The sequence below is a fragment of the Micromonospora sp. NBC_01405 genome, assembly GCF_045040155.1.
GTDB lineage: Bacteria > Actinomycetota > Actinomycetes > Mycobacteriales > Micromonosporaceae > Micromonospora.
In genome coordinates, this window is sequence record NZ_CP109532.1 from 334,814 (window position 1) to 357,725 (window position 22,912).

At 71.4% G+C, this 22,912-nt stretch carries 13 protein-coding genes; 5 read left to right on the top strand and 8 right to left on the bottom strand.

The genetic code is table 11. The features are described 5' to 3' along the window. Window positions 1-72: 72 nt before the first annotated feature. From OG559_RS01525 to OG559_RS01545, 5 genes are all read right to left on the bottom strand, one after another. Window positions 73-306 (bottom strand): hypothetical protein, encoded by a 234-nt coding sequence (locus tag OG559_RS01525; RefSeq protein ID WP_405111421.1) that lies wholly within the window; start codon window positions 304-306, stop codon window positions 73-75. Between the two features lie 194 nt (window positions 307-500). Further along, window positions 501-2,528: a family 10 glycosylhydrolase gene (locus tag OG559_RS01530; protein ID WP_405111424.1), complete on the bottom strand. Its 2,028-nt coding sequence runs from the start codon at window positions 2,526-2,528 to the stop codon at window positions 501-503. Window positions 2,529-2,688: 160 nt separating this feature from the next. Then, a complete protein-coding gene (locus OG559_RS01535; protein WP_405111427.1) occupies window positions 2,689-2,991 on the bottom strand; it encodes a hypothetical protein in 303 nt (100 codons plus the stop codon). A 275-nt stretch (window positions 2,992-3,266) separates the two neighbouring features. Further along, complete coding sequence (locus tag OG559_RS01540) at window positions 3,267-3,779, bottom strand: DUF6346 domain-containing protein (protein WP_405111430.1); 513 nt, start codon at window positions 3,777-3,779, stop codon at window positions 3,267-3,269. Between the two features lie 83 nt (window positions 3,780-3,862). After that, window positions 3,863-10,219 carry an RHS repeat-associated core domain-containing protein gene (locus OG559_RS01545; protein ID WP_405111433.1) on the bottom strand — a complete coding sequence of 2,119 codons (6,357 nt, stop codon included), beginning with the start codon at window positions 10,217-10,219 and terminating at the stop codon, window positions 3,863-3,865. A 528-nt stretch (window positions 10,220-10,747) separates the two neighbouring features. On the opposite strand from OG559_RS01545, the gene OG559_RS01550 reads away from it, so the two are divergent. Then, window positions 10,748-15,127 (top strand): FG-GAP-like repeat-containing protein, encoded by a 4,380-nt coding sequence (locus OG559_RS01550; RefSeq protein ID WP_405111436.1) that lies wholly within the window; start codon window positions 10,748-10,750, stop codon window positions 15,125-15,127. 67 nt (window positions 15,128-15,194) lie between these two features. Here the strand turns inward: OG559_RS01550 and OG559_RS01555 are convergent, their stop codons facing one another. After that, window positions 15,195-16,235 (bottom strand): App1 family protein, encoded by a 1,041-nt coding sequence (locus tag OG559_RS01555; protein ID WP_405111438.1) that lies wholly within the window; start codon window positions 16,233-16,235, stop codon window positions 15,195-15,197. 130 nt (window positions 16,236-16,365) lie between these two features. On the opposite strand from OG559_RS01555, the gene OG559_RS01560 reads away from it, so the two are divergent. The 4 genes from OG559_RS01560 (at window position 16,366) to OG559_RS01575 (ending at window position 20,692) form a co-directional block, all read left to right on the top strand. Then, window positions 16,366-17,979, top strand: coding sequence for a hypothetical protein (locus tag OG559_RS01560; protein ID WP_405111441.1), 1,614 nt, complete (start codon window positions 16,366-16,368; stop codon window positions 17,977-17,979). 67 nt (window positions 17,980-18,046) lie between these two features. Beyond that, complete coding sequence (gene yaaA / locus OG559_RS01565) at window positions 18,047-18,844, top strand: peroxide stress protein YaaA (RefSeq protein WP_405111444.1); 798 nt, start codon at window positions 18,047-18,049, stop codon at window positions 18,842-18,844. Between the two features lie 131 nt (window positions 18,845-18,975). Beyond that, window positions 18,976-19,659 (top strand): hypothetical protein, encoded by a 684-nt coding sequence (locus tag OG559_RS01570; protein WP_405111447.1) that lies wholly within the window; start codon window positions 18,976-18,978, stop codon window positions 19,657-19,659. A 79-nt stretch (window positions 19,660-19,738) separates the two neighbouring features. Beyond that, complete coding sequence (locus tag OG559_RS01575) at window positions 19,739-20,692, top strand: TAXI family TRAP transporter solute-binding subunit (protein ID WP_405111450.1); 954 nt, start codon at window positions 19,739-19,741, stop codon at window positions 20,690-20,692. A 4-nt stretch (window positions 20,693-20,696) separates the two neighbouring features. Here OG559_RS01575 and OG559_RS01580 read toward each other — a convergent pair whose 3' ends face one another. Then, on the bottom strand, window positions 20,697-22,214 hold the full coding sequence (locus OG559_RS01580; RefSeq protein ID WP_405111453.1) for an ATP-binding protein: 1,518 nt from the start codon (window positions 22,212-22,214) through the stop codon (window positions 20,697-20,699). Between the two features lie 6 nt (window positions 22,215-22,220). After that, complete coding sequence (locus OG559_RS01585; protein WP_387018637.1) at window positions 22,221-22,877, bottom strand: response regulator transcription factor; 657 nt, start codon at window positions 22,875-22,877, stop codon at window positions 22,221-22,223. Window positions 22,878-22,912 lie beyond the last annotated feature (35 nt).

Consider the following 22,912-nt stretch of genomic DNA (forward strand, 5'->3'; position numbering starts at 1 on the left):
CCCACGGGGAGGAACCACGCCATGCCCCGGGTCACTCACCACACCCGACGAGATCGGTGAGAACCATCGCGATCAGCGCGGTGGTGAGCTCGTCGCGGCCAGCTCGGCCACCGGCCTGGCCGCCTCGCCTGCCGCCGCACCCGCCGCGCCCACAGCCGCAAAGCCGGCACCGACCTCGCTGGGGGTGGATCGGGCGGTGGCGCAGGCCCGCCGCACGGGCAGACCGGTCAAGGCGAACGCCGCCGGCACCGCAACCTCCACCCCCACCGCGCTGAACCTGCCCACACCCACCCTGTCCGGGCCCACCGCCACCTATCCCGGGGTGCTGCCCGGGTCGACCTCACCGTCCGGATCACCGCCGAGGGCGGCTTCTCCCACGTCTTCGTGGTCAAGAACCGCCAGGCCGCGACCAACCCGAAGCTCGGCGCGCTCTGGCTGCTCTGGGACTGAACGCGCGACCCGTCCGGAGCGCCGAGGCGCACCCCGGACGGGTCGGCTGCTCAGAGCCGGGTGATCCGGACGGCGTCGGCGACGACGTACCCCTGGGTGCTGGTCCAGCGGCTGACCCCGACGACCTGGCGCGTCCCCGCAGCGAAGTCGTAGGTGCCCAGCACCCGCCACTGCCCGCCGCCGGTGCGCTGGTCGACCTTGGTCGTCACGGTCCCGTTCGCCGTCGCCACCAGGTGCGGCGTGGCGCTGTTGTAGCCCGGGTCGGCCGGGTACCAGACCTCGACCCGGTACGAGCCGGCGGCGGGCAGGGTCGCGGTGAACCAGGCCGGGTCGCTGACCGCCTGCGGCTCGGCGAACCGGTAGTTGGTGCCGTACCGCGTGGCGAAGTACGACGACGTGCCCCAGGTGGCGGCGGCGGTGAAGCCGCCGGCGGTGGCGTTGTCCACGATCACGCTGAACGTGCCGCCGGTGCCGGTGACCACCCGCGCGTTGCTGGCCGGGCTCTCGTGGTGCAGCCGGTCCAGGGCGGTCACCAGGTAGCGGTAGGTCGAGCCGGGCGCGGCGGTGGCATCGGTGAACGTCCCGGTGGTGCCCGAGGCGCGGACCGTGCCGAGCAGGTTGCGGGCGTCGGCCAGGTCGCAGGGGTCGACCGCGCCGTCGCCGGGCAGCCGGTACACCGCGTACGCGGCCGTACTGCCGGTGCCGCCGCGCTGCCAGCTCAGGGTCACGCCGCCGGTGCCGCGCACGGCCGAGGTGAGGCTCGGCGCGGCGGGCGCGACGCCGCCCACCCCGGCGGGCGCCAGCGCCGGCCGGCGGTAGTGGTCGGCCGCCACCCGGGAGACGGCGCCGATCCGGTCGGCGCGGACGTCCTTGGCGCTGAAGTGGATGTCCCCGGTGACCCGGGGGTGGGCGCGGTTCAGCGTGAGGTGGTCGGTCAGCTCGGCCGGGTCCTGCCAGGCCGCGTCCTGCCCCGTCGCGCCGGCGCGGTACGTGGCCTGCCCGACGAGGAGCTGCACGTTGGTGCCGGTCACGGTCTCCGACCACCAGCGGACCAGCTCCGCGTAGTCGGCCGAGGGGTGGCCGATGTGCCAGTAGATCTGCGGGGCGATGTAGTCGATCCAGCCCTGCTTCACCCAGCGGCGGGTGTCGGCGTAGATCGCGTCGTACGACTGGAGGCCGGTGGTGCGCGAGCCGAGCGGGTCCGTACCGGCGTTGCGCCAGATGCCGAACGGGCTCACGCCGAGCTTCACCCACGGCTTGATCGCCTGGATACGGTTGTGCATCTCCTGGACCAGCAGGTTCACGTTGTTGCGCCGCCAGTCGGCGATGTTGCTGAAGCCAGTGCCGTACTGGGCGAAGGTGGCCGCGTCGGGGAAGCCCCCGCCGCTGCCCGGGTACGGGTAGAAGTAGTCGTCCCAGTGCACCGCGTCGAGGTCGTAGCGGCGCACGGCGTCCATCATGGCGTCCTGCACGAAGGCGCGGACGGCGGGGATGCCGGGGTTGTAGTAGAGCTGGCCGTTGTAGGCGACGGCCCAGCCCGGGTTCTTGCGGGCCGGGTGGCTGGCCGTCAGCTTGGTGAGGTCGGTGTGGTTGGCGACCCGGTACGGGTTGAACCAGGCGTGGAACTCCAGGTTGCGGGCGTGCGCCTCGGCCACCATGAAGGCCAGCGGGTCGTAGCCGGGGTTGCCGCCCTGGGTGCCGGTGAGCCAGTGCGACCACGGCTCGTAGGTCGACGGCCAGAACGCGTCGGCGGTGGGGCGGATCTGCACGACGACGGCGTTCATCCGCCGCTGCTGGGCCAGGTCGAGCCAGCCCCGGTACTCCGCCTGTTGGGCGGCCGGGGTGAGCCCGGTGCGGCTGGGCCAGTCGATGTTGGCAACGCTGGCGATCCACATGCCCCGGAACTGCCGTTTCGGGGTGGCCGGATCGGTCACGCAGGCCGCCGCCTGGGCGGCGATCGGCGCGGTCTCGGGCGTGCTGGGCGGGGAGGCGGTGGCGCCCGTGGGGGCGGCCACACCGAGCGCCAGCGCCACCGTCAGCGCCGCGCCGGACAGGAATCGACGATAGTCTCTAGGCACGAAGAAATCTTCAATGCTGCCGGGCCGCTACGCAAGTATCCTTCACGGATTCACCGACCGGCTTCATCCCGGCACTCGACGGCAGGGCGTCGACCCGAACGCGGTGCGGGGGACAACGCGACAGCGCGGCCCGGAACAGGGTGGCCTGGGGTGCCCAGGGTCAGGCGATGGCGAAGGCCGCGCAGATTCCCAGCACGACGACAACCGCGACGATGTTGAGGATCATCACTGTGGAATAGCCGGTGGACCGCTGCTCACCAGGAGCTCCGAGTGCGCCACGGGCGAGAGTGATCGTGGGGGCCATGTACTCAAGGGCAACCTGAGCCCCCTCGTCGACGCTGATCTCGCGCGTGGCTCGCCCCGCCTTCCTCGGCAGGACATACGGCACCCACACCTCCAACCGGTGCTGCCCGGGCTCCACGGCGATGCGGTGCCGCCCCCAGCCACCGATCGCGATGTCCATGCCGTCCAGCCGCACCCGAGGCGTAGTGGCTCTGTAGAGAAAGGTCGCCGCAGGATGACGCAGAGTCAGATCCAGGGTGGTCCGTCGATCGGCTCGGCCCGCGTTACCCACTTGAAACCCCTACGTTCTCGACGACACGAACTCGGCGCCCGTCAGAGCGGCGCCCGGATTAGGACCGTAGCGCAAGCACGTCCACCAGGAACGCCCCCGACGAGGCGAACGGCCGGCGGAGGAACGATGTCGTTTCCTCCACCGGCCGTTCTCGCGGCCCAGGGTCAGGTATTCCGCGTCTTGTTACGACGGTTGTGCCAGGCGTAGTAGGCCGGGACACCGACCACTCCCCGGACGAGGGCGAAGCCGACCCCGACGGCCAGCAGGAGCAGCAGGCCGATCCGCACGATGCCCAGCGACGACAGGGCCAGCGCCCAGACGCGTGAGGCAGGGCGGCCGTACCGGCAGTCGGAGTTGTCCTTCCCGTAGCAGACTTCCCGGAATTCGATCGTCTTGTCGCGGTCGTCCGGGGTGACGACCGAGTGCTCGACCACCGTCTCCACCTGACGCCCATCGCGGGTCCGGACCGTCACGGCGCAGTGCCACCAGTAGCCGAGGCCGTCGCCGCTCACCGGGCCGACCCGCTGACACTCCCCCACCACGGCTTCCGCCGGCTGCTCGGCCGGCGTGGACTTCACCGCGCCGGTGCCTGGGTAGAAGCTCGCCAACGTGTCGAACACCAGCGCCGACAGGACGATGGCCGCGATGAGGGCCACCGCCGTGCCGAGTTGGGTCATTCGACCCCAGAACGGCCCTTTGCGCTCATATGCGGCGATTTGGTCGTGTTGCACCTTCATCATCCGGTCAGGACCCGTGTCGCTCAGTTGAATCCACCTCCAAGCATCGGACCGATGCTGTTCTCCGGCTTGAACTTCCAGCCCTCCTGTGCGATCTCCTGCACATCGTTCCAGTTGCCGGGCAGCGCACCGGAGACGGCTGCGGGAAGGATGGAGTTGCGGGGCGATAGCGCCCCCACCACGACGTCTGTGGCGACCGCCAGGTTCTGCTTCTGCTGTCCGTAGACGCCGCCCTTGAGCACCTCAGTGTCGATGTTCCACTTGGAATTGGCCCAGAAGCTCTTCACGTTCTTGGGAGCCAACGCCTTCGCTCCCGGGGCGAAGCTCTTCAAGGCCAGTCCTATCTCCTCCTTCGCCCCGGTGACGAGGCCGGCCTTGAAGCCAGCCGACCCTGCGCCCAAGAGACTGCCGACACCCCCGCCGATGGCACCCAACAGGGCACCGCTGCCGAAACTGATGGCGAGGTCCATGCCCCGCTCGCCCTTCATCAGACCGGTCACTGTTGAGCTCAAAGCCCCGCCGAGCGCTCCGCAGGCGACGGCACCTGCGCCTCCGGTGAGCGCGGTGCAGCCCACGCCGACCACGATGCCGACGGCTACTCCCGCCAGGTCCGCCTTGTGCTCCACCGCCCAGTCCTTGGCCTGGGACGCCTTCTTGCAGACCCAGGAGAAGGTGCCGCACGCGCTCTTGGGCTTGGGCTTGGGCCGCGGCGGGGGAACGTACTTGCCTGGCTTCGGCTTGGTGCTGGGCTTCTTGTACTTGTGACCCCAGCTGACGTTCTCGGTCGAGCCGCACCCGCCAGGGCAGCCCTTCTTGACGTCGTAGCCGTAGCAGTCGAAGTACTTGCAGTCGTCGGGAATCATGCCCGTGGGGTCACTGGAGGTGACCGGGGTGTTGTTGGCGTAGGAGTAGCCGTTCCACTGCTGCGGTTGCCCGGTGTCCTGCACCGGGTCGACGGAGATGAAGCGGCCGAGCGTCGGGTCGTAGGCGCGCGCCCCGACCAGGGTGAGTCCCGTCGGGCTCATCGGCTTGTTGAGGAAGCCGTGATTGTCGGGCGCGGTGATGGCAGCACCGCGCGGGCCGCCGTAGGGGGTGAACTGCCGCCAGGTGGGGGTCTGGGCGGTGTTGTCGAGGTAGAGCGTCGGCGTGCCCTGGTGGTCGGCGACGGCGAAGGTGTACGCCGTGCCGCTGCCGGAGCGAATGCAGCTCCCCCCGCCCGGGAGGCCGTAGTAACGATTGCCGTTGACGACGCTGGTGGCGGTGTTCAGAGTCAGCTGCTGCCCGGGCAGGTAGAGAATGTTCTTGCCGGGTTCCTTCTGCAGCAGCAGGTTGCCGTCGGCGTCTTGGACGAACGAGTTGTCACCGCTGGTGCCGCCGGTGACACCGGCCAGCTCGCCTGCGTCATCCCAGCTGAGGGTCTGGTTGCCCTCGGCGGCGTTGCGGCCGGTGGCGTTGCCGGCGGCGTCGTAGGTGTACGACGTCGTGCCGGTGGCACCTCCGGTCTTCGTGGTCGAGCTCAGGGTGTGCGGCTTGTTCTGACCGTTGCCGTCATAGGCGTAGGCGGTGGTGGTGTCCGTGCCGCCGGTCAGGTTGTGCTCGACCTGCTGCGTGCGGTTGCCGATCAGATCGATCTGCCAGCTGGTCCAGTAGGCACTGCCGGCGCCGAGGTTGTTGCCGACCATGGACTTGTTGGTGGCAGTCGGCGCGACGGCGCAGGCGTCGGTGCCGGTCCAGGCCTCGGTGAGCCGGGCCAGACCGTCATAGCCGTAGCACTGCGTCTCCGCCGGGGTGCTGGCCCCCAACCGCTTGCTGACCTTGCGGGTGATGTTGCCCGCCAGGTCGTACTGGTACTCCTGCTCGTCCACGGTCGACGGGGCGGCCGTGGATCGGGTGACGAGTTGCTTGGTCAACCGGGCGGTGTGGGTGTCGTAGGTGTTGGTGACGTACGCCAGGTTCGTGCCCGAGCCGAGGGTCTGCTGGGCGACCCGGCCCCAGGCGTCGTAGGTGACGCCGTTGGCGTAGCCGGCGGCGCCGCCGAGGGTGGCGGGCAGGTCCAGGATTCCGGAGTAGCCGTGCAGGACGGTCTCGGCGGGCAGGCTGCCCCTGGCCGGGTAGGTGTCGGTCAGCGGCAGGCCCAGCACCGAGGTGTAGGTGTGGCCGAACACGTACGACCCACCGAGGGCTCCTTCGGTGGCGGGAATGGTGACCGTCACGCCGAGTGAGCTGCCGAAGACGTTGAACGCCTTCTGCTGACTGGTGTACGTCTGCCCACCCCGGTAGGCGATGCTGGTGGTCAGCTTGCCGATCGCGTTGGTGACCCCGGCGACGGCGTTGCTGTTGTCGTACACCCACGCCCCACGCTGGTTCGCCGCGGACTGGTTCGCCACCGTGGACGCGTACTCGCCGATCTTGCGGTCGAGCGCGTCGTAGCTGAACGACAGAGTCTTGCCGCGACCGTCGGTGCTCTGCACGACGCTGCCGTTGGCGTCATAGGCCGTGCTGCTGCTGCCGGCGTCCGGATCGGACTTCTGCACCATCTGGCCGAGCAGGTTGTAGGTCGACGTCCACACGTTGTTGTCGGCGTCGGTCAGTGTGGACTGGTTGCCGTGCCCGTCGTACCCGTAGGTGCTGACCGTGGCGGTCCCACCGGTCACGGTGAACGTGCCGGTGAACGTGTCGGCCGGCGTCGTCACCGTCGGCCGGGCGCTGTACTCCCGCAGTTCCTTGTCCCGGCCGAGCTGGTCGCTGACGGTGGTCTTGACGACCCCACCAAGCGGCGGCACGGACGTGATCCGGTCACCGTGGTAGACGTTCATCGTCTGCGAAACGGTCACGCCGTTCTTCGCGCTGGTGACCACCACCGCACGACCCAGACCGTCGTACATGGTGAAGGTCTGGTTCGGCACCTGCTTGCCCAGGTCCGCGGCCGAGACCGGGGCGCTGACCGTCGGCGTGGACGCGTCGTCCCACCACCCGTTGTAGGAGGACCGGGCGAAACCGCGGGTGTCGTAGAACGTATCCGTGATCATCCGGCCGCCCTGCGGGGTGACCGACTGGGTCTGCCGGTCCCGGAGCAGCGCGTCGTGGATGACGACCGACTTCTGATAGCCGCTGGAGTTGTTCAGGGTGTCCGTGACGGTCGCGGAGACCCCCGTCTTCGACACGGTGTAGGCGAACTTGAAGTTGGCGGGGCCGGACGTCGGGCGGGAGTGCAACCAGGTCGAGGTCGCACGTCCGAGCGCGTCGTACCGCTGACGCGTCACCACGCCGTTCACGTCCGTGGCGGTGAGGGTGTGTCCCCGTCGCGGGTTCATCGTGGTCGAGGAGGCCTGTCCCAGGGCATTCGTGTTGGACGTCCCGGTGACCAGGTTGACCGCGTTGATGGTGTAGCCATCCGTGGTCTTGTTGCCCTTGGCGTCGTACGAATCCGTCATCCGGCCGGCAGAGTCGTAAGTCGACCTCCCGTCGGTCTGCCAGGTGTACGCACCGGAGACGTAATCCTTGACCGCCTGCGTCAGGGTGACGTCGCCCTTGGTCGGGGCGGCCGGCTGGGGGAAGGTGGTGGCAAAGGTCGGGTCGTCGTAGAAGGTCCGCTCGGCCTTGACCACCTGCGCCGGTCGATTGACCGTGGCCGGGGCGGTCAGGGTGTTGACGCCGCCCGGCTCGGAGGCCGGGGTGCCCTGGGTGAAGCCACCACACGCCACGGAAACCGTCTCGACCTGACTCGCCAGACCGACGAGGTTCATACCGGTGTTCGCCGGGGCGTAGGTGTACGTGGTGCACTGGTTGTAGGCCGGGTCGACCGGCACCGTGTACGTGTAGGTGTTCTTCAGCATGCCGAGGGTGGCACTGGTCGTGTTCGCGTCGTAGCTGTTGTCGGTGGCGGTGTACCGCCAGGTGGTCGACGCGCCGCTGGTGACCGCCTGCCGCTTGTACGTCTTGATCGGTGCGACCCACTGAGCCGTCAGCGCCGACAGCCCGGTGCGGGTGCGGGTCGCCGTTGCGCCGGAGACCCAGTACGAGCTGATGGTCGAGGAGTCGACCCGGCCGCCCTCACCGAGGTACTGGGTGCTCTCCAGTTCCTTGCCGGCGAGTTCGTCGATGTCCTCGTGGGTGCCGCCGGCGGAGTCGGTCAGGTTGACCACGGTGGTGGTGTTGTTCTTCGACATGCCGCGGTAGTAAGCGACCTCCGACTGGGTCCGGCGGTCGTTGACCCCGTCACCGTTGAAGGTGCGCACCTTGCCGTAGCCGCGGAACTGGCCGTAGGTGCGGTACTTCTTCTTGACGACCTCGTTCTCGTCGTAGTGCCAGGCCGCCCCGTCGAGATAGCTGTAGCTGGTCGACAGCGCAGGCGCCCCGCCGGTCGGGTCGGTGGAGGTGACCCGGGTGACGGCGTACTTGTGGAACCAGTCCCGGAACTGCGCGGTGTACCCGTCCGGCGTCCAGTACACCGGGTAGCAGGACCTGGTGTTGCTGGCCGGGGCGGTGGTGACGGGAGCGGTGCAGGGCACCGGGAGTTCGTAGCTGGGGGAGATCACCGACCCGGTCTCGGTGGTGACGGTGGCGATGCGTTGCCGGTAGAAGTTCGGCAGGCCGCCGGTGGTGTCGACCCGGTTGGCCAGCTTGATGCCGGTGAACGATGCCGACGGCAGGGTGATCGCCGTCGTGGAGCCGCCGGCGCTGGTGTCGTGCCCGGTCCGGGCGATCGACGAGAGCCACAGCGTCGGGGAGGTGCCGTCACCGGTGGCCGGCATCGTGTGGGTCAGGGCGTACGAGTCGACGTTTTCGTAGGCCGAGGTGGCGGTGTTGTACTGCTTGGTCTCGATGGAGGTCAACCGGACGGTGGAGAAGAACGACGGGCTCCAGTCGTCACAGTTGGTGCCGGAGTTGCAGATCAGGTCGAACGGCACGTCGGGCCAGTTCGCCTTGTTCGCCGAGTTCAGCGGCTGACACGTGCCCGACAGGCACCGGTCGCCGGTGTTGAGCACGACCTGGTTCGGCACAGTGCCGTAGGCGTTGCCGTCGGTGAAGCCGTAGTCGATGCGCGCCAGGTTGCTGTCCCGGATGTAGGCGACGTCGGTGGCACCCTTGTTGCGGCCGTAGTAGTTGGTGGCCTGGTTGTAGTAGTAGGCCATCGCGTTGCCGTGGACGTCCGTGACGTAGTCCAGGTTCCACCGGTACGCCATCGTGCACACCGACGAGGAGAAGCCGGCCGAGTTGTAGCACGGGTCCCCGGAGTGCGGGGAGTACACCGGGCTGTGGTCGACGGACTTCGTCTCCGTCTTGCCCGACGTCCAGCCCGGCAGCCGGTTACGACCGAACTCGTAGGCAGTTCCGTCGCGCAGCGTCACCCGCCAGTAGTCGGTGTTGTAGGTGCCGCTGCCGTTGTTCGAGTTCGTCACCCGGGTGACGACCTCGCCGTTGTCCGACTCAGGCTCCCACACACTCGTCGTCGAATCCCAGACCAGTGCGGTGGACGAGCCGTTCAGTGACAGGGTCAGGATCGGCCCGTCGTAGCAGCGGTCCGCGGTCTTCACCGGCGACACGCTGCCGCCCGGCTCGTCCATGCACGAGGCGAAGGTCTGCTCGACATAGGAGCGCGGGCTCGACCAGCCGTCGCCCGCCCAGGACGCCTGCGCGTTGGTCGAGGCGGTCTGGCCGTCCACGCTGCCCGAGTCATACGACAACGCCACTGTCGGCACCAGGTCCGACGCCGCAGGCGGCACCGTGACCGGGTACGAGTACGTGAACGAACCCGTGTTCCCGCCACCGGTCCAGGAACCCGACGGCTTCAGGTCCGTCGCGGCGTACGTGCCGCCCTTGCCGCCCTCATCACCCGCCGCGGCCACCGCCGCCAACACCGTCCGCGCACCCACCGCCGACATCGCGAACGGCACCTGCGCCGATACCGTCTTCGCCGCCACGTCGTTGGTCGAGGACAGCGGCTCACCCGTGCGACACGCCGCCACGTTCGGGGTGGTCAAAGCGCACTCGGGCAACCGGACCAGCTTCAACCGCGACCCGTAGTTACCGCCGTACGCCTCCGCGAACCCCGCGTAGTCCACGCCGACCCGCACCGCGCCCGACGACCGATCCGGAACCACGGACAGCAGCACACCGTCGACCCCGACCGCCTCGGCGGCCTTACGGTCGGCGACTGTCACCGTCAATCGGCCCGGCCCCGCGTCACGGCCGTCCTTCGCCGCCACCGGCTGCGCCCACACCGGCGTCCCGGCCACCCGAGCCTTGGGCGACTCCGCCGACAACGCCTGCGGCGCGGCCAGCTTTACCTGCGCAGATGCGGCCTTCGGCCACACCGTCCGCGACGGACGGTAGGTGGACTTCGCGTCGTCCGGCGGCGTCACGAACTTTGTCGGCAACGGCTTCACACCCTTGACCGACCGCCCCGGTGACGTCGCCGGAGGCTTCGCCACCTCCGCGCCCTTGGGTTTCGCCGACGCCGGCCCACCCGACAACAACCCCGCCACCAACGACGCCGACGCGACCACCGCGACCAGACGTCTGGGACGGGACAACAGGCGTAAGCCCCCGTGCCTGACCATGCGCACTCCACTCTGCGATAGACAAGGAAAGCCACGCAGAGTAATTGAACACGCACCCCCGTGGCGTGCCGATAATGTTTCACGTCCGGCCTGCCCGAAGGTCACGCGTTGATAACGATAGACAAACGTCACATAGATCAAACCCACCGCATTGAGTCCGAAAGAGACAACAGGGGGTGGCGTCAGGCGTTCCGGAAGACCTGCGGGGACTGATTCACTGTGGCCGACCAACGGACGCGATCACGCGCCCGACGGAACATGCAACGGGGGAGAACCATTACCGTGCCCAAAAATCACCCTCCACGACGGACAAAAGCGACAGGATTCGTCGCAACCCGCGCCGTCGTGAGCCTTCTCGTCGTCGGCGCGGCCACCGGCCTGCACGGCACGCCGGTCGCCGCCGCACCCGCCGCTCCCGCCGCCGCCAAGCCGACGCCGGCCTCGCTGGGCGTCGATGAGGCCGTGGCCCAGGCCCGACGCACCGGTAAGCCCGTCGAGGCCACCGCCGCCGGCACATCCACCGCCACCCTCACCGCCCGCCCCGACGGCACCATCGAGCTGACCCAGACCGCCCTACCCACCCGCACCCGCGTCGACGGACAGTGGAAAACCCTCGACCCGACCCTCACCCGACACCCCGACGGCAGCATCACCCCGACCGTGACCACCAACCAGGTCCGCCTCTCCCCCGGCGGCACCGGCCCCCTCGCCGAACTGACCAGCGGCGACCGCGCCCTGTCCCTCACCGCCCCCATGCCCCTGCCCAAGCCCACCCTCACCGGCCCGACAGCCACCTACCCCGAGGTCCTACCCGGGGTCGACCTCACCGTCACCGTCACCGCCGAGGGCGGCTTCTCCCACGTCTTCGTGATCAAGAACCGCCAAGCCGCGACCAACCCGAAACTCACCGCCCTCGACCTGACCACCACCACCAAAGGCGTCACCCTGACCGCCGACACGGTGGGAAACATCACCGGCCACGACCGCGCCGGCCAGACCGTCCTCACCGCACCCGCCCCCACCATGTGGGACTCCACCGCCACCACGACAGCGGGCACGGCGCAACGCGGCGCGGCCACGTCGAGCACGGCCGCTCCGGGCCAGGCCGCCCGCAGCGCCCCCATCGCCGTGAAGATCACCCCCGGGAAACTACGCCTGACCCCTGACCGGAAGCTCTTGAACGATCCACGCAGCGTCTACCCGGTCTTCATCGACCCGACATTCACCTGGACACCCGTCGGGCCGAAGATGTCCGGCTGGGCCACCATCTCCTACCAACACCAGTCCACCAACTACTGGAAGAACACCCCCGACCCACTCAACCGGATGCAGGTCGGCAACTCCGGCAGCCAACGCTCCCAAACCCTGGTCAACTTCCCCATCCCCTACAGCACCCTCGCCGGGGCCGAGATCTACGACGCCATCTTCAAAATCACCAACACCCGATCCTGGAACTGCACCGCCAAAACCGTCAACGTCTACGCCCCCGCCACCACCCTGACCTCCTCCAACGCCACCTGGAACCACTGGGAAGGCACCGCCAACGGCCCCCTCGCCGCCTCGAAGAGCTTCGCCCACGGCTACAGCGGCTGCGACGCCACCGCCGTCTCCTTCGACATCACCAACCAGATCGAAACCGACGTCACCGCCAAGAAACCCACCCGCACCCTGCGCATGATCGCCGCCAACGAGGCCAGCGACACCCAAAGCTGGAAAGAATTCCTCGAAACCAGCCCCACCCTCACCATCCGCTACAACCACAAACCCAACAAGCCGGCCGGCCTGACAACCTCCCCGAAGACCGTCTGCGCCGCCGCCATTCCGACGGTCGTCGGCGACGCCTCGGTCTCCCTCTACGCCCCGGTCTCCGACCGCAACGGCGGCACCCTCGGCGTCACCTTCAAACTCTGGAAGACCACCGACACCACCGAGACCGCCCTGGCCACGTCCAACCCGAACCTGCTGACCTACTCCTCCGGCTCGACGGCGGTACTCGTCGTGCCCGTGGCCACGCTCCGGGCAGCGGCCAACGGCACACCGACGAAGTTCTCGTGGAAGGCACAGTCGACCGACTTCCGCACCCCCAGCGACTGGGCGGACCCCTGCAAGTTCGAGTTCGACCCGACCCGGCCGGGGATGCCGGCCGTCTCCCACCCCGGTGATCTGACCACCACGGTGGGCGAGCCGGCGACCTTCACCATCACCAAGTCCGAGAGCAACAACGGCAGTACCCCGACCGGCTACGTCTACCAGCTCAACGCCGGACCCCCCGGCGACATCCCGGCCGACACCAACGGCAACGCCACGATCAACGTGTCGCCCACCCGGTTCACCAACACCCTGACCGTGACCAGCGTGTCCACCGGCGGCAACGTCGGCGAGTCGGCCAGCGTCACGTTCAACTCGAACCCGGCCGCCACCGCCGCCGACAGCGACCTCACCGGCGACGGCGTGGCCGACCTGCTCACCGTGGGCGCCGCGAACGGCCTGCCATCCGGGCTGTGGCTGGGTTCCGGCAGCACCGAGGGCACCGCCCTCGCCGCGACGGACATCGGCGCGCGGGGCAACGGCGTCACCGGCAACAACGTCCCCGCCGACTTCGACGGTGCCCAGGCCATCGCCGGCCACTTCACCGGCACCGGCCTCCAGGACGTCCTCGTCTACTACCCCGGCGGCGTCAACCCCGGCGGCGCCGGCGTCCTGGCCGCCAACGGCGACGGCTCCATCATCCAGGCCCAGCGCAGCGGCAACCAGTTCAGCGTCGACTCCGGTCAGCTCCACGACGAGAAGGGCAACCAGCCGATCCAGCTAGCCAACGCCGGCGACAGCCGCCACCTCGGCAGCCCGTACCCCGACCTGATCGGCACCAGCGGGGACGCCACCAACGGCTACCACCTCACGTACTACCCCAACATCGGCATGCCCAACGGCTTCAACGGCCCCGAGACCATCACCGCCGCGACCCCGAACGGCGGGACGGACTGGAACAACTGGACCATCACCACGGCCCAGCTCGCCGGGGGCACGGCCATGTTCCTGTGGAACCGCACCACCGGCGCCCTGCACCTGTGGACCGGCCTGAGCTACACCGACGGCACCGGGCAGCTCACCTACACCCCCTACCTCCTGTCCACCAACTGGAACACCGGCACGCCCCTCACCCTGCACGCCGCCGCAGCCGGCGACGGCGACGGCACCGCCGACCTGTGGGCCACGGGCGCCGGCGGCAGCACCACCCGGTGGAATGTCACGAACCTCGCCGCCGGCACCCCCGGCAACGGCACCGTCAGCGCCCGGCCCGCCCAGAACCTGATCACCGCCGACCACGCCTGGCAGCTCAACGACGGCGAGGTCGTACCGGGCACCTTCACTGCCCGCGACACCGTCGGCACCTTGCACGCCACCGGCACCGGCGGGGTCAGCTGGAGCACCGGGGACATGTTCGACCCCGACGTCTTGTTCAACGGCACCAGCGGCACCCTCACCACGGCCGGCCCGGCGGTCAGCACGAACAACGACTTCACCGCCTCCGCCTGGGTCAAGCCGACGGCCTTCGGCGGCACCGTCCTGTCCCAGAACGGGACGAACACCGCCGGGTTCAGGCTCTACACCGACGCCACCGACAGGTCCTGGCGCTTCGCCATGCCCCGCACCGACGTGGTCGCGCCGACGTACGACACGGCGAGCGCGGGCGCGAACAGCGCCCGGCTCGGCGTGTGGACGCACGTCATGGTCAACTTCCAGAAGTCGCTGAACCTGATGACCGTCTACGTCAACGGGGTGAACGCCGGCCGGGCCAGCCACAGCACCGTCTGGAACGCCACCGGCGGGTTGCGGATCGGCAGCCACCGGACCGCCGCCACCACCCACGGCGGCTGGTTCGCGGGCGAGATGGCCTTCGTCCAGTCCTGGAACGAGGCGTGGAGCGTCGCGCCGGCCCCGGTGGCCCGGTACGCCAACGTCGTGGCCACCAAGGCGGACGGCTCGCTCTGGTACTACCCCAACAGCGGGAACACCTCCCAGCCGTACGGGTACGGCAACCTGATCGGCAGCGGGTGGAACTCCTTCGACCGCGTGATGACCGGCGACATCAGCGGCGACACCCACTCGGACATCGTCGCCACCAAGCCGGACGGCACGCTCTGGTACTACGGGAACAACGTCAACGTGAACCCGGGCAAGCCGTACGGCACCGGCAGACAGGTCGGCGACGGCTGGGATCAACTGCCGAAGACGACGACCGGGGACATCAACGGCGACGGGTACGACGACATCATCAGCATGCGGCCGGACGGCAAGTTGATCTGGCACCACAACCGGTGGGCCACCAACTCGCTCGCCCCGTTCTACGGCAATGGCGTCGAGATCGGCACGAACTGGACCGTGTTCAACCGGATCATGGCCGGGGACATCAACGGCGACGGGTACGACGACATGATCGCCACCAAGTCCGACGGCACCCTCTGGTACCACCCGAACAACTACGTGAGCAGCCCGACCTCGCCGTTCACCACGTCCGTCCAGATCGGCACCGCCTTCAACACGTTGAACCGGATCGTGCCGGGCGACGTGAGCGGTGACGGCTACGTCGACCTGGTCGCGACCAAGGCCGACGGCACGCTCTGGTACTACGCGAACAACATCAACACCAACACCGACGGCAAGCCGTACAAGTCCGGGCGGCTCATCGGCACCAGCTGGACGATGTACAACCGGATCTTCTGATCCGTGGGGCGACGGGGTCGGTCGTGGCGCGAGCCGCGGCCGGCCCCGTCCGCTGTCCTGGGAGAACTCAGACCAGGCCGGCGTCGCGCAGCAGCTTCCACAGCCCCGCGCCGTCGGGGGCGGAGAGCCACTTCTGCCCCACCGGCCCGGACGACGAACTGCCGGACGGGGTGGGCAGGCTGCCGGCCAGCACCGACTGGGTGGGCGAGAGGCGGCGGATGGCCACCCCGGCCACGTTGTCCGGGTGCCCGGCGGCGAACTCCCGGTAGATCTCCGGGTCGTGCTGGCCGTCGTCGCCGATCAGCAGCCAGCGCACGTCGGGGAACTCGCGGGACAGCCGGGCCAGGGTGGCGCGCTTGTGCTCCCGGCCGCTGCGGAACCACCGGTCGGCCGTCGGCCCCCAGTCGGTGAGCAGCAGCGGCCCGGCCGGGTAGAGGTGCCGGGACAGGAACCGGGTCAGTGTCGGCGCGACGTTCCACGCGCCGGTGGACAGGTAGAACACCGGGGCCCCGGGGTGGGCGGTGACCAGCCGCTCGTAGAGCACCGCCATGCCGGGCACCGCGTTGCGGGCGTGCTCGTCGAGCACGAAGGTGTTCCACGCGGCGAGCAGCGGCCGGGGCAGCGCCGTCACCATGACCGTGTCGTCGATGTCGGACAGGATGCCGAAGCGGACGTTCGGGTCGAGGACGCGGATCAGCGCCTCCACCGGCTCGGCGTCGGCGACGCTCAGCCGCACCGACGACCAGCCGGGCGTCAGGTCGGCCTCGACCACGGTGTCGACGAAGCCGCTCCGGTCGGCCTTCGCCTCGTGCTTCACCCCGCCGGCCTCGATGGTGACCGTCACGTGCTTCGCGGGCAGGGTGGTGAAGCTGCGCCAGCCGCGCACCTTGTCCAGCCGCTGCCCGGACCGGTTGTCGGGGCGGCCGAGCAGCACCCGGCACAGCACCCGCGCCCAGCCCGGGGCGCCGTACCCGGCGTACGCGACGATGTTGGTCTGCCACCCGGTGCGACGCAGCCGGCGTTCCACCAGGTTGTGCACGGCGTCCTCGATCCGCGCGGCCCGGTGCAGGTTCGGTAGGGCAAGTTCGCCCGCGGTTGTGGGTGGCACGCTGCAACCCTGCCACACCCCGGCGGGGACGGCCACGCGAGGCGGGGACGAGGGGGTTCTCCACGATCGGCCCCGGTCCAGGCCACGGGCGTGACAGACTCCGGTCGGGGCGGCGACGGGGGCGTTGGTCGTGTCGACACATGTGCAGCACCCCGGGCGGTGGCGCCCGTCCGACCGGCCGGCGCTGGTGGCGCTGCTGCTCGGGCTGGCCGGGTTCGGCTACCGGCTGGGGCTGACGCTGCTCACCCTGCCCGGGTCGAACAGCGACGAGGCGACCTTCGGCCTGGCCGCTCTGCACATCGCCGCCGGCCGGGAGCAACCGGTCTTCCTGTACGGGCAGCGCTACATGGGCATGCTGGAGGCGTACCTGGCGGCGCCGCTGGTCGCCGTCGCCGGGCCGAGCTGGCCGGTGCTGCGGCTGCCGATGCTGGCGCTCTGGGCGATCTTCGCGTGGCTGATGTACCGGCTGACCCGACGGATCTGCTCGCCGTGGTGCGCCGTGCTGGTGGTGGGGCTGCTCGCGCTCGGCCCGGAGCGGGTGGTGCGGGACCAGTTGACCGTGGTGGGCGGCCGGCCCGAGGTGAAACCGGCCGTGGCGCTGATGCTGCTGATCGCGCTGGGGCTGGCCGACCGGCGGATCGGGGCCCGGCGGCTGGCGGCCGGGGCTGCCGGTTTGCTCGCCGGGGTGGCCGTCTGGTCGGACTGGCTGATCGTGCCGTACCTGGCGGTGGCCGGCCTGCTGCTGGCCTGGGTGCTCCGCCGGGAGCTGGCGGGCTGGGCGGGGGCGCTGCTGGTGGCCGGGTTCGTCGTCGGGGCGGCGCCGCTGATCGTCGACAACCTGCGCGCGCCGCCCGGGCAGGACTCGCTGTCGGTGCTGCGCCGGATCAGCACCGCCGCCGGACCGGCGCCGCCGCTGGCCGACCGGCTGCGCGGCGGGCTGCTGGAGGGGGTGCCGCTGTCCACCGGCCTGTGCCCGGTCGACGGCTGCGCCCGCTGGCAGCAGTGGTTCGGCCTGCTCTACCCGGTGCTGCTGGCGGGCGCCGTGGTCCTCGCGCTGGTCGCGTACCGGCGGGCCGCCGGCCGGCCGGCCGCCGACCGGGTCGGGCCGGCCACGCAGCTCGCCCTGGTCGCGGGCGCCGGCCTCACCCTGGTGGCGTACGTCCGCAGCCCGCTGGCCGGCACCGATCCGCTGGGCAACGCCCGCTACCTGTCGGTGCTCCAGCTCTCGCTGCCGGTGGCGTTGTGGCCGCTGTGGCTGGCGGCGAGGGTCGCCTGGCGGGGCACGGCGGGGGTCGTCGGGCGGCTGGCCGGCGCGTCGGCCACCGCCGCGCTGGCCGGGCTGGCCGCCACCGCGCTGGTCGCCACCGGCCTGTTCGTGGCCGGCGCCGACGGGCTGCGGGCGGAGGAGCGGCAGGCGCGGGAGCTGGCCGACACGGTCCGCCGGGCCGGGCTACGCACGGTGTACGCCGAGTACTGGACCTGTAACCGGTTGGTCTTCAACACCGCTGAGGCGGTGGCCTGCGGGGTGCTCGACGGGGACCTGTCCCCTGGGCAGAACCGGTACTGGCCGTACTGGCAACAGGTGGGGCGGGCCGACCGCCCCGGGTACGTGCTGACGGCCGGCGGCCCCGCCGACCGGCGGCTGCGGGAGCTGCTCGGGGCGGGGGCCTCACCGGCCCTGATCGCCGAGGTCGGCGGCTATCGCGTGTACCACCCGGAGACCGCCGTGCGGCCGTGGCGCTGACCGGCGGGCCGTACGCTGGCCGGACCGGCGCGCGCCGGTGTGCCGCCGCACCGAGGAGTCGACCGAGATGCTCATCCTGCTGCCGCCCTCGGAGGGGAAGGCCGACGCCGGCACGGGCCGGCGGCTGGACCCGGCCCGGCTGTCCCTGCCCGAGCTGGCCCCGGCCCGCGCGCGGGTGCTGGCGGCACTGGTCGGCCTCTGCGCCGGGCCGGACGAGGCGGCGGCCCTGGACGCGCTCGGGCTGACCCCGGGGCTGGCCGGCGAGCTGCGCCGCAACGCCCGGCTGGAGCGGGCGGCCACCGCCCCGGCGGGCCGGATCTACACCGGCGTGCTCTACGAGGCCCTCGACCTGGCGACGCTGCCCCCCGCGGCGCAGCGGGCGGCCCGCCGGTCGGTGCTGGTCAGCTCCGGGCTGTGGGGGGCGGTGCGGCTCACCGACCGCATCCCGCCGTACCGCTGCCCGATCGGGGCGCGGCTGCCCGGGGTGGGGGCGCTGTCGGCGTACTGGCGGCGGGAGCTGGCCCCGGCGATGGCGGCGGCGGCCGGCGGCAATGCGGTGCTGGACCTGCGCTCGGGCGCGTACGCGACGACCTGGACGCCGGGCGGCGAGTTGGCCGGGCGGACAGTGACGGTGCGGGTGCTGCACGAGCGGAACACCCCCGACGGGCCGGTCCGGTCGGTGGTCAGCCACTTCAACAAGGCGACCAAGGGGCGGCTGGTGCGCGACCTGCTCACCGCGGGTGCCCGCCCGCGCCGCGCCGGCGAGTTGGTGACCGCGCTTCGGGACCTGAAGTACACCGTCCTGGAACAGCCGGTGACCGCCGGACGGCCCCGGGCGGTGGACGTCGTGGTGACCCAGTTGTGACGGATCGCGCACAGATGGGCGTCACCGACAGCGACTGTCGCAAGATTTCCTCAAGGCTCGCGGCCACGGCTACCACGGGGCCGCGCGGGAGGCCACGGTAAGGGGAACCTGACGCCGACAAGGAGACTGTGGTGGCCCCCGAACCCACGCTGCTCGACCGGCCTCGTCTTCCCACGACCCCGCCCCCGCTGGACTGGCTGACCCTCGCCGACGCGTTCGAGGTCGCCTGCCTGCTGCGCTGCGCCTCCCCGCCGGCCGGGGCAGGTCGCCGTCCCCCGGCCCCCGCCCGCATCGGCCAAGCCGCCGAGTTCAACCGGGAGGACGCGGCGCACCGGATGCGCCAGCTCCTCGCCCGGCTGGAGATCCCGGTCGGGCACGAGGTGACCACCGGCGGCCTGCGCCGCCGCTTCGAGCTGCACCGGCTCCAGGTGCCCCGCGAGCACGGGGCGACGTACGCGACGCTGGTGGAGATCGGCTGGCGGCAGGGCCGCCGGGAGCTGCTCGGCGGGCCCGTAGCGGGCGCGTCCACGGCCCGCCGGGTGTGGCGTCCCCGGCTCGCCGCCGCGGCCTGGCGGGCGGCGCTGCTGGCAGGCGGCCGGCACGTCCGGCGGCACATCCTGGGGATCCGGCTGACCGACCGGGAGCTGGCCGCCGTGCTGGTCCGGGGTGCCGCCCTGCTGGAGGTGCCGGCACTGCTGCGGCCCGGCGCGGGCTGCTACGTGGTGAGCGTGGCCGACGGCTCGGACCGGGACCGTATCCTGCAGAGCGTGACCCTGGACCCGGCGACCGGGCCGGGGGTGACCGCCCTCGACTGAGGACCGCCGGCCGGCGGAAGCTGAACGCGGCCGGCCGGCGGGCTTGCGCCGGGAGCGTCGCACGCGCAGAGTGCACCGGGTGAGCCGTAGCTGGTCTGTGCCACCGCGCGCCGCCGGCGTGGCCGTGCTGCTGTTGGTGCTGGTGGCTGCGCCCGGGCTCGCCGGCTGCCGGGACTCGCCGAGCGAGCCGATCCGGATCCGGATCGCCACCGGCAGCCCCACCGCCGTCTACCACGCGTTCGGCCAGTCGTTGGCCGCCGTCCTGAACCGGGAGCTGCCCGGGGTGCTGGCCAGCGTGGTGGTCACCGCCGCATCGGCGGAGAACATGCGGTTGCTCGACACGGGGGACGCTGAGCTGGGCTTCACCCAGGCCGACGTGCTTCCCACCGGCCGGGAGGACCGCCCGAGCGTGCTGGCCGTGGCCCGGGTCTACGACGACCTGCTGCACCTGGTCACCAGGGCCGACGGCCCGGTCCACTCGGTGGGCGACCTGCGTGGCCGGCGGGTCTCCGTGGGGGCGCCCGGCTCCGGCACCGAGGTGACCGCCACCCGGCTGCTGGAGGTCGCCCAGTTGGGCGGGGTTACGGTCCGCCGGGAGCGGCTGGGGCTGGACGCCTCGGTCGACGCGCTGCGCGCCGGGCGGATCGACGCCTTCTTCTTCTCCGGTGGGCTCCCGGTGCGCGGCGTCGAGGAACTGACCGCCGACGGCGCCACCCGGATCGTCGACCTGGGCGATTGGACGGAGCCCCTGCGGCGCAGCTACCGGGAGGTCTACGTCTCCCGGGACATTCCCCGCTCGGTGTACGGGGTCGAGCCGGTCACCACGGTGGCGAACCCGAACTACCTGGTCGTCCGGGCCGACCTGCCGGATCCGCTGGTCCGGGAGGTGACCCGGCTGCTGATGGAACGCCGGGCCGAGCTGGCCGCGGCGCACCCCGCGGCGGGCCGGATGAGCCCCCGCTCGGCGATCGCCACCGCCCCGCTGCCGCTGCATCCCGGCGCGGCCGACTGGTACCGGTCGAACAAACCCTGACCCGTCAGCCGGCCGGGTCCACCGTTCCGCCGGCCAGCGGGGCGTCCCGGGCCGACGCGGCGTCGCCGGTCGGCGCGATCCCACCCGTCGGCCCGGTCCCACCCGGCGGCGCGGCGGTGCCCGGCGGGAGCGGGTCGGAGGCCGTCGCGGGGTCGGGGGCGGCCGGGAACCAGAGACCGGCCACCAGGCCACGCGGCTGCGCCAGGCGCATGGTGAGCCGGCCGTCGGAGGCGTCGACCAGGACCGCGACGATGGTCAGCCCGAGCCCGGCGCCGTCGACGTTCTGCACCTCGGGGGCCCGCCAGAACCGCTCGGTGGCCTGGTCGAGCTGGTCGAGGGTCATGCCGGGGCCGGTGTCGCGGACCTCCAGCGCGACCCCGTCGTCGGCCGCCCGAACGTCCACGGTCACCTCCCCACCCGCGCCGCTGAACTTGACCGCGTTGTCGATCAGCGCGTCCAGCGCCTGGTCCACGGCGGTCGGCACGGTTCGGGCGTACACCGGATCGGCGACCGGGGCCAGTCGCAGGGCGACCGCCCGGTGCCGGGCCAGCGGCTGCCAGGCGGCCACCCGGGACGCGGCGACCGCCGCGGCGTCCACGGTGACCCGTTCGTTCTCCTCGCGCTCGGCGCGGGCCAGGGTGAGCAGGGCGTCCAGCAGCAGGGCCAGCCGGTCGGTCTCCTCCAGCGCCAGCCGGTGCTCGGCCCGCCCCGGCTCGTCGGCCAGGCTCGGCCCCAGCTCCTCCACCCGCAGCCGCAGCGCGGTCAGCGGGTTGCGCAGCTGGTGGCTAGCGTGCGCGACGAAGGCCCGCTGCCGGTCCATCACGTCCGACACCGCGTCGGCCATGTTGTTGAAGCTCACCGCCAGGCGGCGCAGCTCCGGCGGGCCCAGCCGGTGCTGCACCCGGGCCCCCCGGTCCCCCTCCGCGATCTCGTGGGTGACCGCGTCCAGCTCGGTCACCGGGCGCAGCACCCAGCCGGCCAGCCCGAACGCGGTCAGCACGCAGGCCAGCACGGCGAAGATGCCGATCGCGGCGAGCAGCAGCCACCACGCGGTGACGGTGCGCCGGACCCCGTCCGCCGGGGCGGCGATCACCACCGCCCCGAGCACCTCACCGCCGTCGTTGATCGGCACCGCCACCACGACCGGCCCGCCGGTCCACGGCCACACCGACTCCGGGACGCTGAACTGCTGCCCGGACAGCGCGTTGTCCAACGCCGCCTCGGTGCCCGGCCCGACCTGCCAGCTGCGCGAGGCCACCACCGTGCGGCGGTCCCGGTCCACCACGGCCGCGCCGATGCCGTACAACTCGTCGTAGCTGCTCAGCTCGCCCCCGATCGGGCCGGGGACGCCGCCGCGCAGCGCCGGCCCGGCCAGCGAGGCGAACCGGGTCGCGTCGGCGAGCCGGTCGGCGCGCACCTCGTCGGTCTCCCGGGTGGCCAGGGTGGTGGCGAGTGGCGTCTCCAACGCGATGAGCACCAGCACCATCAGCAGCAGGTAGCTGATGACCAGCCGACGACGCACCGGCCCTCACTCCCCGCGCAGCCGGTAGCCGACCCCGCGGACCGTCTCCACCAGCCGGGCGTCGCCCAGCTTGCCGCGCAGCGATCCGACATGCACCTCGACGGTGTGCCGGTCCGCCCAGGTGGTGCCCCACACGTCGAGCAGGATCCGGTCCCGGGGCACCGCCGCCCCGAGCTGCCGGGCCAGCGAGAGCAGGATGTCGAACTCCTTGCGGGTGAGGGTCACCTCCCGACCGTCGACTGTGACCGTCCGCCCGGCGACGTCGATGCGAACCGGGCCGGCCTGGATCACGTCCCGCTCCGGGGCGGCGTGCGCGGCCCGGCGCAGCACCGCCTCGATCCGGGCCTGGAGCTCGACCATCGAGAACGGCTTCACCACGTAGTCGTCGGCGCCCAGTCGCAGGCCGAGGACTCGGTCGCGTTCCTCGCCCCGGGCGGTGACCGCGATGATGCCGAGCTGGGCGCTGCGCCGGCGCAGCACCCGGCACAGGTCGGTGCCGTCGCCGTCGGGCAGGGTCAGGTCGAGCAGCACGAGGTCGCAGGGCGCGGCGGACAGCGCCGCGGCGACGGTGGCGGCGTGCTCCACCTCGTAGCCGCGGCGGGTCAGGGCGGACGACAGGGCGGCGGCCACCCGTCGGTCGTCCTCGACCAGCAGGATGCGCACCCCGGACCTCCGTTCCTCGTTGCTCGGTCGTCGAA